This is a genomic window from uncultured Candidatus Puniceispirillum sp., from assembly GCF_963979125.1.
GTDB lineage: Bacteria > Pseudomonadota > Alphaproteobacteria > Puniceispirillales > Puniceispirillaceae > Puniceispirillum.
Genome location: NZ_CAXBVX010000077.1, coordinates 1 through 9,412 on the forward strand (window position 1 = coordinate 1; position 9,412 = coordinate 9,412).

The following is a 9,412-nucleotide window of genomic DNA, read 5'->3' on the forward strand; positions in this document are numbered from 1 at the left end:
CAAAAAGTCTTAAAATTTATACTTTTATGGTTATGTGCAAAAAAACATTGAAATTTCTATATTTCATTTTTTAAATATGACGACAGCTTAATTTGATAAAGGTGTAGTCGATGAACCCTGTTTCACAACGAGTCACGGACAGTATGTTCGAACCGATGATTGATGTCAGCAAAAACCTGAATATTCGCTGGTACCGTTGCCCAGTAGATAAAGCAGTCCTTCGTGATCTCATGAAGCCTGATGATATAAAGGGATTGTCTCATGCCATAGGGCATCTGACATTATGGGGTGTTTTGGGCGCGACCGCGTTCTATATGTTTATGCAGGAAATATGGGTTGGTTTTTTTGTTGCTCTTTTCTTGCAGGGCGTTGTGGCATCATTTTTTACCGCGCCACATCATGAGCTATGCCATAAGACCGTATTCAAAACCAAATGGCTGAATGATTTCTTTTTGTATATTTTTGCCCTTCTGGGATGGCAGAATTTCCGTATCTATCAATTCAGTCATAATTATCATCATCGCTTTACATTGCATATTGAAGGCGACCGCGAAGAGGTTATGCCAGCCACTCCTTCCTTGCGCCTCTGGTATTTATTACAGCTTTTCACTATCAATATAACAGGCGGGTATCAGTCAAAGGCGATCTTGCCAACCTTGATCAATTTTACCCAGATTACCTTAAACCGTTTTGATAATCCCTATAATTCCTGGGGAAGTGAATTATATGCAGGGTGTGACGATCATCGCGCCAAAGCCAAGAATTGGGCGCGGATTGTCCTTGTTTTTCATGCGGGTGTGATTGGGGGGTCAGTTGCGATCGGGCATCCTATTCTGGCACTTTTGATTTCTGGTTCGGTCTTTATCGCAAATGCACATCGCTACTTTGTTGGCGTGCCAATGCATTGCGGTTTAAAGCATGACAACGCCGATTTCCGCAAATGTGTGCGAACCATTACGTTAGATCCCCTTTCTGAGTTTTTATATTGGCACATGAACTGGCATCTGGAGCACCATATGTTCGCTGGGGTGCCTTGCTATAATCTTGAAAAGCTTTATCACGCGACCGCCAAAGATATGCCAACGCCGCGGACATTATGGGGGGCGTGGCAGGAAATGCGCGAAACGTGGCATCGGCAAAAGGTGGAACCTGATTATGCTTTTGATACATTCGTGCCAAGTCCAGCTGTGAATAATATCAAACAGGAAGCCAACCTTGAAGCATCAGTAGGTGATATTGATCAGCATGCGTCGGCAAAATAGGTAGCGAATCAAAGCGCGTAAATTCCATCGAGAATGAGTTTGATCGATACGATGCTAACCATGCTGTACATGAACGGATAGAATATTTCGGCCTTCATGCGTTTGACTATATAAGCGCCAGCAAGTGTGGCAATGATGGCCACTGGAAACATTGGAAGCAGTGCTGAAAAATTTTGCTGATCAAACTGTCCCAATGCGTAATAGGGAATGATTTTGCTAGAATTCATGACCGCAAAGAAAACCACACTTGTGCCTGTGTAAAGACCAGGCGGCATTCGCATAGGCATCACATGAATCTGGAATGTTGGGCCGCCAGCATGCGCAACAAAACTGGTAAAGCCAGACAGCAAACCCCAGAAATATGCCCCCAGTGGATTATTGCCTTTAGCTGTATTAGCTATTTTATATCTTGCTCTTACGACAGTCAGAATAACAAAACCTAGGGCAACAAGGCCGACCAAAAGCCGCACGGCCGCTTCTGAAACAATCGATGCCGTTAGCCAGCCAACAGTAATACCGACAAGCCCGGCAGGCACCATCTGCCACAATATGCGCTTGTCCCATTGCCCACGCCATGTCCACAGACTGACTGCATCCATCAGCAGATAGATGGGCAAAAGCAAAGCGGCCGCCTGCAACGGTGGCATGAATAGCGCCATAATAGGCACCCCCAGAAGACTAAAAGCCCCGCCCAACCCGCCTTTCGACAGACCAACAAAAGCAACGGCAATTAGGCAAGCTGTCAGCATAACAGGATCAGATAGAATCATATTTTCCATTCAAAGGATGCTTTCAACTGGGGCAGGGATACTTTCAAATGTGAATAGGTATATTAAATATGCTTGTTTTACAGATGGCGCTATGAATTTTATGTAAAACATCTTGGTTTCGAGATGATAATCTTTATTCTGATATCAATTTGGATATTGTAAAAGGTTTTGATTATGGCTTCTCTTCCACATTTACGGCTTGTTTATTTCAAGATGCGCGCGCTTACAGAAACAACGCAAATGATGTTGCATTATGGTGCAGTGCCTTACAGTTATGAAATGGCTTGGGATTATTATGGCAAGCCATGGTCAGAAATAAAACCAACAGTAGCCTATAAACAGCTACCACTTCTGGTTGTCGATAATGAAACTGAGATTACACAAAGTGGCGCTATCGTCAGGTTTCTTGCCCCGCTTACGGGCACAATGCCAGATGATAGACTTTTGGCAGCAAAGGTTGATGCTGCTTTTGAGGCGTCGCAAGCCATGTTTCGCCCCCTAAATCCTATTGTAAATTTTGCAGTTGGTGATGATTTTATGAAACGGCGCGATGGCCTCATGGATGGGCTGTTAAGCCAACTTGATGACTTTGAAAGACTTTTGAACAGAACACCAGATGGTGATTTCATGTTTGGCGCGAAACCGTTCTATTGCGACTTTGGTGTTTATCATCATATTTCATTGGCTTTGATGCTTGATCAAGATTTACTGGCTAACTTTCCAGCGGTTAGACGTATGATGCTTGCGGTCGAAGGGCTGAACGGGGTAAAGGCATATCTCGACAGCCGACCAGAACTGATTGGTGTGGGCATCCAGCCGCAAATGATCATCAATGGTGCTTCGGTGCCAACAGGTGTAATCGCAGACTGATTGTAATTATGTTTCTTTTAGCTATCTATCGGCATTAGGGAAAAACAGTTGCACCCCATTGCGGCGATAGGCACCGATATGCTTTTGACCAGTTGGCGACACAAGCCAGCTGGCAAAATTTTCTGCTAAAACCTGTTTAACATGCGGGCATCGTTCTGCATTGATTGTAACCACCCCATATTGGTTGAACAAAGGCGGGTCGCTTTCAAACAGAATTTTATGGTTTGCTTTATTGGCGAATGCGATCCATGTGCCACGGTCGCTGATAGCATAGCTATTAGCCTGAACAGCAAAATTGAGCGTTGCTCCCATGCCAAGTCCGGTATCCAGATACCATTGGTCATGCAGAGCATCAGGACTGAGGCCAGCACTTTGCCATAAGCGCAATTCGGCTTTGTGGGTGCCGCTATCATCACCTCGCGTGGCAAATTTACTTTGCTGTGCATAAATCATCTGCAAGGCTTCGGCGACGGTATCTGCCTTGTTAATGCCAGCAGGGTCATGATTTGGGCCAACAACGACAAAATCATTATACATCACATTACGCCGCTTTGCGCCATATCCGGCATTCACAAAATCCTCTTCATCGGGCTTTGAATGAACCAGCAAAAGGTCGCCGTCACAATTTCGGGCGTTACGTAATGCCTGACCTGTGCCAACCGCCACTACACGCACCTCGATACCGCTTTGTTCGGTAAAACGTGGCAGTAGGTGATCGTAAAGGCCAGAATTCTGCGTCGATGTAGTCGATTGCAAAATCATAAAAGGCATATCGGCAAAGGCCGTGCGCGATATATGTGCAGAAGCCATGACCATGATAACAATAATTAGATGATTTACATTTTGAAACATACGCATGGCTTGGCTTTCAAACGGCAACAGATAATCAAGCGCGATGATAGGCAATATATGATTTTGCAACATCATGTAACGGATTTGCAAAAAAGTCTTTTGCGCTCCTATCTTCGATGATTTTGCCATGGTCTATGAATAGCACATGATCCGCGAGCCTGCGCGCTTGCGCCAAATTATGGGTGGTCATGATGATCGTTGCACCATTTTTCTGGGCGTGGTCAATCAGTGACTCTATTTTTGCGCTGGCTTCAAAATCAAGATTGGCCGAAGGCTCATCCAGAAATAATATATCTGGTTTGCTTGCCATCGCGCCAATGAAGGCCAGTTTTTGCTGTTCACCCCCTGATAGCTGGCGGGCAGGTGTATGCATTTGATTCATCAGTCCTGCGCGTTTAAACCAATGAATTTTTTCAGTCGGGCTTAAATGAGGACATAAAAAATCAAAATGACGTGATGCGCTTCGCCGAAGCAGAATTGGCTTTTGAAAGACCATCTTTTGCGACTTTGCGGGTGGTGCCGAAATTGTGCCGCTATCTGGCGTGATGATGCCATGCAACGCTTGGAGCAACAGGCTTTTTCCAGCGCCATTGTGTCCCAGAAGCATAGTGTTCTTGCCTTTTGAAATATGCGTCGTCACCTCATTCAAAATAGCAGTACCATTACGTATGATGAATAACGCTTCAGCTTTTATAATGGCGTTATCAGACATCAATCGTTGCCTTTTTAAAGTAATGCCGCAAAAATTGGCTGGCGATATTGACCAGTAATGCAATCGATAGCAGCACTAGTCCCAAAGCCATGGCGATAGCCAGTTCACCTTTTGACGTTTCCAGGGCAATCGCCGTGGTCATTACCCGCGTAGTATGACGGATATTACCGCCGACGATAATGACGGCGCCTACTTCGGAAATGGCGCGTCCAAAACACGCCAGACCAATGGTAATCAGCGCGATACGAGCATCAACAACCAAAACCATAATGCGCCGTATGGCATTGATGCCAAGCGAGGTAAAAAGTGGCTTATATTCATTGTTCAATGTTTCAAATATCTGCCGTGACAGGGCAATTGACATGGGTATGACAAGAACACTTTGAGCAAGAATCATTGCATAAGGCGTATAAAGAATGTCCAGCCAGCCAAGTGGGCCAGATCGTGAAATCAGAATATAGATAAGTAAACCGACAACCACTGGGGGCATGCTTAGAAAAGTGTTTGATATGACGATTAATGTCTGTGCGCCAAAGAATTTCTTGCTAGCTAAAACAGCCCCAAGCGGCATGCCAATGACAAGCGAAATGATAACGGCAGTAAGGCTTACTTTCAAAGACAGGCCAATAATGCCCATCAATTCGGCGTTCCCCGCCAGCAATAAATCAAATGCTAGTTTAAAAGGCGTCCAAAAGTCCAAAAACATCTCCTGTTTTCACGGCTCAACTAGATGCCGCACAGGGCATCATAAATATCATCTGGTGCCGAAAATAACAGAATAAAATCGGAATGGCTGATTGATGATGTTGATAAGTCTATTTGTGGTTAAGTTGGCGTTCGCGTGCCCTGCCAATCATACTGCTCAGTTCATCAGCAAGATGCTGTTTCTCGGCTGGATGCAAAAAGCTACCAATTTCGGTGTTTTTGCCATGACTTGTCAGAATAACGCGCTGGCGGTAACGCTGTGCTGATGTCGGTGCCACTGAGGGGACGACCTGGACACGAAGCCACGCGGTAGATAAGCGTTCGACGTCAACCTTGCCGCGAGGGTCCGAACGATGGATGACCAGATCATCAGCTTCGGTTATAAGGGTTTCACGGCGACGCGCTGCCCGGTAATTCAACTTGAACGCACCCCAGACAATCAACAGTTCCAGCCCAAGAAAACCAATAACGGGCCACGCACCTGCCAGAAAGAAGCCAAAACCAATGACAAAGGCAAGTGATCCAATTGCCACCATGACAATGCCAAAGCCCTTTGCCGATAAAGACCGGTGTGGCCATATCGTCAAATGTTCACTTGCTACATGATGATGTTTTGATGAATCTGTAATCATCTAGTTAAAATGAATTTAAGTTTTCTCATCGTCAAGGGGCGATCTGACGCATGATTAAATACGCATTCAAGTTTGGTTCTGTATTGCTCTTATAGATGCATACGTTACTATGGTGTTTGGCTGTATCGCTGGAGTTATTATGTCAATTATAGCGCTTGGATATCTTGGTGTGCGGAGTGACAAGCTGGATGAATGGTTTGGTTTTGCAACCCGCCGACTGGGCATGCACGCCTGTGATCAGGGGGGAAACAGCCTATCTTTTCGAATGGATGATTGGCGGCAACGTTTTGTTGTTACCAACGAATCTGGCTCTGATCTCGCTTTTATGGGGTGGCAGGTTGATAATGTCGCCGAGCTTGAACGCTATGCGATAAGGCTTGATGCGGCAAATACGCCAGTTTTCGAAGCATCCCGCGCCCTATGTGGCCAGCGTTTCGTCGATAGTATGATTTATTTTGACGATCCTGATGGCAATCGTGTCGAATTATTTTACGCGCCCGAAACCACAACCGATCCCTTTGTTTCGGGGCGCCCTATCGAAGGTTTCAAAACTGGTGCCTATGGCATGGGGCATGCGGTGCTTCACGTCAAAGATGCGCATGGATTAATGCCTTTTTACCGCGACATTCTGGAATTCAACGTGTCTGACTATGCTTTGTCACCCATACCGCTATTTTTCTTTCACGTGAACGGACGACATCACAGTTTTGCAATGATTGGTACTGGCCGAACGGGGTTTCATCATTTTATGATCGAATATGAAAATCTTGATGATGTGGGACAGGGTTATGATTTGGCACAGCTTGAAGATAACGCTATTGCCTATACGCTTGGTCGGCATACGAATGACTATATGACGTCGTTTTATGCCCACACACCATCAGATTTTTTCATTGAAAATGGTTGGGGTGGGCGTGTCATTGATCCGGCCACATGGGAACCGCATGAAACCTCTGTAGGCCCAAGCTTTTGGGGGCATGAGCGTCTGCATTTACCCGAAGCACCCCGAACAGAATTACGTGAAATGCGTCTGGAAGCAGCACGTAATGGCCTGCGCGCACCCGCAATAGCCGATTGCCCCTGGCTTTATGATCAGTTTAAAGGGACTTTCCGTGACTAAAAGCATGTATGATGTGGCAATCGTCGGATGCGGGCCATCTGGTGCAACCCTTGCCAATTTTCTGGGGCTTCACGGGTTCCGCGTTTTGGTCTTGGAACGCGCTGCTTCTGCTTATCCTTTGCCTCGTGCGGTGCATCTTGATGATGAAGTCATGCGTGTATTTCAATCGATCGGTCTTGCCGATGCCATCAATGAAAAGATACGCGTTAATGCTGGTATGCATTTTGTCGATAAAGACCAGAATATGCTGGTTGACTGGTCACGGCCACAATCTATTGGCCCTTATGGTTGGTATCCAAGCTATCGCTTTCATCAGCCAGATATAGAAGCCATCCTTCATAAAGGGATGACGCGTTTTAGCTCTATCGATATGCGCTGGTGTGCCACTGTCACATCAATCAGTCAGACTGAAAGTCACGTTGCTATAGCCTATGATGATAATGGGATATTAGCCAATGCAACGGCACGTTTCCTGATTGGTTGTGATGGCGCCCGATCTTTTGTTCGCCATTATGTCAGTACAACAAAGGACGCTGTATCTAGCGATGATATTACGGCTGTCGATCGTGACGATGAAATGCATGATCTAGGATTTAAGGAACGCTGGTTGGTGATTGATGGTCTGTTGAAAAGACCACGTCCTGACCTTGGTGATTTTACCATCCAGACATGCGATCCTGATCGTCCAAGCACCTATGCACGGCAACCAGAAAATTGGCGCCGTTGGGAAATCAGCCTTAAAGATGATGAAACAGATGATGAAGTGCGTTCAGATTCATTTATCTGGTCATTTCTGTCACCGCGTGTGACGCCGGATGATTTATCGATTGAACGACGCGCTGTTTACATCTTTCAGTCCAAACTGGCGCGGCATTGGCGCCGTGGTCGCGTGATGATTGCTGGTGATGCAGCGCATCTGACTCCACCATTTATGGGGCAGGGCATGTGTATCGGTATCCGTGATGTGGCCAATCTTGCATGGAAGCTGGCACATACATTACGTGGCGGCGCATTTGCGGTGTTGGACAGCTATGCCAGTGAACGTGCACCACATGCACGTGCCTATATCGAAATGGCTACATATCTGGGGAATTTGCTGAATAGCTGTAAAACTGCCGAGGGCTTGCGCACCGCTTTGACGTCACCCAAACCAGATCAAGAAGATACCAAGACAACAAATGCGAAAATGCAATCTATCGCGCCACGGCTTGGGGACGGTTTAGGTGATGTAGCTGATCCATTGCGTGGCTATCGTGCGCCACAACCTCGACTTTCTGACGGTCGCTTGCTCGATGATTTTATTGGGTTGAAATGGGGAATTGTAACCCGGGCAGACAGCGCAGCGGCAATCTCTCGCGATGATATTTGTGTTATCAGTGATGTGAATGAGCCAAAACTATCTGCAATGCTTGACGATCTTGGGGCTTCAGCCGTTATTATCCGACCTGATCGCTATATTCATGCTGTTATCGCCGATACCGAAAATATATCGGAGGCGATGGCAACTATCCCTGACTAGGCGTTAGATAATATCGGGTAATATATGTACGCCATCATTATTCAAGGGCAGATCAAAAACAGCGTTAACTTTGGCCATGGACAACTTGCCATATAGATGCGGGAAAAGCTGGCCACCACGTGATTCTTCCCAGGTTATATCAAGCGTGTCAGCGTCAATCTGAACAAGTCGGAGATTGGCGATGCCGGCAAAGTGAAGCCTTAAGGTCTCGGCAGTTTGCGCGTGGGTTGAAAAATGAATGAACCCATCAGCTATATCAATACCTGCACCGGAAAAGACACCCTTTTTTTCAGCTATTGCCCATATATCAGCAGGGCATATTTTATATATATAATTCATCAATTTTCCCGAAGTGTTTTCACAATATTCAGAACAAGCTGCCGCCGTTGATCGATGCCGTCCTCGTCCAGACTGATGGCGGTACCAACCCCCCATACAGGAGCAGGCCAAGCTTCGTCATCTGGATGTCGCCCGACGATATGCAGATGAAGCTGGCTAACCATATTGCCAATCAATGCTGTGTTGATTTTGGTAATGGCCGGCATGGATGACAAGCTATTACCTTTCATGTCTGACCCTATTGATGCCGCTAACCACATCAAAATCTGCTGTTTGTCCGATGGCAGATCGTGTAACTCTGTCACATTGGCGATTTCCGGCACCAATAGAACCCAGACATAGCGCGCGTCATTCATCACCCGTATCTGAATGTCATCATGACGTGTGATAAACAGGCTATCAGCTTCAAGTCGTTTATCGAGGCTAAAGGACATGGTTTGTGACTTTAATAGGGCATTGGGTGTTTGCGGAAAGCTGTTTGAATGTCGGCCATGACTTCGTCGGACAATACCAGATCGGCCGCCCCAAGAATGGTTTCAAGCTGTTGCATGCTGGTGGCACCTATAATGGATGAGGCCATGAAAGGGCGGGTCAGAGTCCATGCAATCGCCATCTGGCAAAGGTCAAGTCC

12 protein-coding genes are annotated in these 9,412 nt (G+C 46.3%); 4 read left to right on the plus strand and 8 right to left on the minus strand.

The annotated features are described in order from the left end of the window. Positions 1–110: 110 nt before the first annotated feature. Positions 111–1,262 (plus strand): fatty acid desaturase, encoded by a 1,152-nt coding sequence (locus ABNT28_RS08170; protein ID WP_332923213.1) that lies wholly within the window; start codon positions 111–113, stop codon positions 1,260–1,262. 8 nt (positions 1,263–1,270) lie between these two features. Here ABNT28_RS08170 and ABNT28_RS08175 read toward each other — a convergent pair whose 3' ends face one another. Beyond that, positions 1,271–2,041 carry a sulfite exporter TauE/SafE family protein gene (locus ABNT28_RS08175; RefSeq protein WP_332923214.1) on the minus strand — a complete coding sequence of 257 codons (771 nt, stop codon included), beginning with the start codon at positions 2,039–2,041 and terminating at the stop codon, positions 1,271–1,273. Positions 2,042–2,206: 165 nt separating this feature from the next. On the opposite strand from ABNT28_RS08175, the gene ABNT28_RS08180 reads away from it, so the two are divergent. Beyond that, entirely contained in the window at positions 2,207–2,902 is a 696-nt protein-coding gene (locus ABNT28_RS08180) for a glutathione S-transferase family protein (RefSeq protein ID WP_332923215.1), read from the plus strand. A 21-nt stretch (positions 2,903–2,923) separates the two neighbouring features. Here the strand turns inward: ABNT28_RS08180 and ABNT28_RS08185 are convergent, their stop codons facing one another. The 4 genes from ABNT28_RS08185 to ABNT28_RS08200 all read right to left on the minus strand — a co-directional run bounded on the left by ABNT28_RS08185 (position 2,924) and on the right by ABNT28_RS08200 (position 5,803). Beyond that, positions 2,924–3,829 carry a substrate-binding domain-containing protein gene (locus tag ABNT28_RS08185; RefSeq protein ID WP_348721362.1) on the minus strand — a complete coding sequence of 302 codons (906 nt, stop codon included), beginning with the start codon at positions 3,827–3,829 and terminating at the stop codon, positions 2,924–2,926. Continuing rightward, positions 3,789–4,466, minus strand: a complete 678-nt coding sequence (locus tag ABNT28_RS08190; protein WP_332923217.1) for an ABC transporter ATP-binding protein — start codon at positions 4,464–4,466, stop codon at positions 3,789–3,791. Before ABNT28_RS08190 ends, ABNT28_RS08185 begins: the two co-directional genes overlap by 41 nt. Next, the gene (locus ABNT28_RS08195; RefSeq protein WP_332923218.1) at positions 4,459–5,172 is read right to left on the minus strand and encodes an ABC transporter permease; all 714 of its coding nucleotides are present in this window, start codon (positions 5,170–5,172) and stop codon (positions 4,459–4,461) included. Before ABNT28_RS08195 ends, ABNT28_RS08190 begins: the two co-directional genes overlap by 8 nt. Before the next feature lie 109 nt (positions 5,173–5,281). After that, complete coding sequence (locus ABNT28_RS08200; protein WP_332923219.1) at positions 5,282–5,803, minus strand: DUF2244 domain-containing protein; 522 nt, start codon at positions 5,801–5,803, stop codon at positions 5,282–5,284. A 139-nt stretch (positions 5,804–5,942) separates the two neighbouring features. On the opposite strand from ABNT28_RS08200, the gene ABNT28_RS08205 reads away from it, so the two are divergent. Both ABNT28_RS08205 and ABNT28_RS08210 read left to right on the plus strand, forming a co-directional pair. Further along, positions 5,943–6,923, plus strand: a complete 981-nt coding sequence (locus tag ABNT28_RS08205) for a VOC family protein (RefSeq protein WP_348721363.1) — start codon at positions 5,943–5,945, stop codon at positions 6,921–6,923. Next, entirely contained in the window at positions 6,916–8,442 is a 1,527-nt protein-coding gene (locus tag ABNT28_RS08210; protein WP_348721364.1) for a bifunctional 3-(3-hydroxy-phenyl)propionate/3-hydroxycinnamic acid hydroxylase, read from the plus strand. The genes ABNT28_RS08205 and ABNT28_RS08210 overlap by 8 nt, the downstream gene beginning before the upstream one ends. A 3-nt stretch (positions 8,443–8,445) precedes the next feature. On the opposite strand, the gene ABNT28_RS08215 is transcribed toward ABNT28_RS08210, so the two are convergent. From ABNT28_RS08215 to ABNT28_RS08225, 3 genes are all read right to left on the minus strand, one after another. Continuing rightward, positions 8,446–8,781 (minus strand): DUF952 domain-containing protein, encoded by a 336-nt coding sequence (locus ABNT28_RS08215; RefSeq protein WP_332923140.1) that lies wholly within the window; start codon positions 8,779–8,781, stop codon positions 8,446–8,448. Beyond that, positions 8,781–9,215, minus strand: coding sequence for an HIT family protein (locus tag ABNT28_RS08220; RefSeq protein ID WP_332923139.1), 435 nt, complete (start codon positions 9,213–9,215; stop codon positions 8,781–8,783). The genes ABNT28_RS08215 and ABNT28_RS08220 overlap by 1 nt, the downstream gene beginning before the upstream one ends. Positions 9,216–9,226: 11 nt before the next feature. Further along, on the minus strand, positions 9,227–9,412 hold a 186-nt coding region (locus tag ABNT28_RS08225), incomplete at its 5' end, for an aldo/keto reductase (protein WP_348721365.1).

What these genes read in the sequence shown, in the direction of transcription:
- ABNT28_RS08170 (WP_332923213.1), top strand. Translation starts at nt 111, where the DNA reads ATGAACCCTGTTTCACAACGAGTCACGGACAGTATGTTCGAACCGATG.
- ABNT28_RS08175 (WP_332923214.1), bottom strand. Translation starts at nt 2,041, where the DNA reads ATGGAAAATATGATTCTATCTGATCCTGTTATGCTGACAGCTTGCCTA.
- ABNT28_RS08180 (WP_332923215.1), top strand. Translation starts at nt 2,207, where the DNA reads ATGGCTTCTCTTCCACATTTACGGCTTGTTTATTTCAAGATGCGCGCG.
- ABNT28_RS08185 (WP_348721362.1), bottom strand. Translation starts at nt 3,829, where the DNA reads ATGATGTTGCAAAATCATATATTGCCTATCATCGCGCTTGATTATCTG.
- ABNT28_RS08190 (WP_332923217.1), bottom strand. Translation starts at nt 4,466, where the DNA reads ATGTCTGATAACGCCATTATAAAAGCTGAAGCGTTATTCATCATACGT.
- ABNT28_RS08195 (WP_332923218.1), bottom strand. Translation starts at nt 5,172, where the DNA reads ATGTTTTTGGACTTTTGGACGCCTTTTAAACTAGCATTTGATTTATTG.
- ABNT28_RS08200 (WP_332923219.1), bottom strand. Translation starts at nt 5,803, where the DNA reads ATGATTACAGATTCATCAAAACATCATCATGTAGCAAGTGAACATTTG.
- ABNT28_RS08205 (WP_348721363.1), top strand. Translation starts at nt 5,943, where the DNA reads ATGTCAATTATAGCGCTTGGATATCTTGGTGTGCGGAGTGACAAGCTG.
- ABNT28_RS08215 (WP_332923140.1), bottom strand. Translation starts at nt 8,781, where the DNA reads ATGAATTATATATATAAAATATGCCCTGCTGATATATGGGCAATAGCT.
- ABNT28_RS08220 (WP_332923139.1), bottom strand. Translation starts at nt 9,215, where the DNA reads ATGTCCTTTAGCCTCGATAAACGACTTGAAGCTGATAGCCTGTTTATC.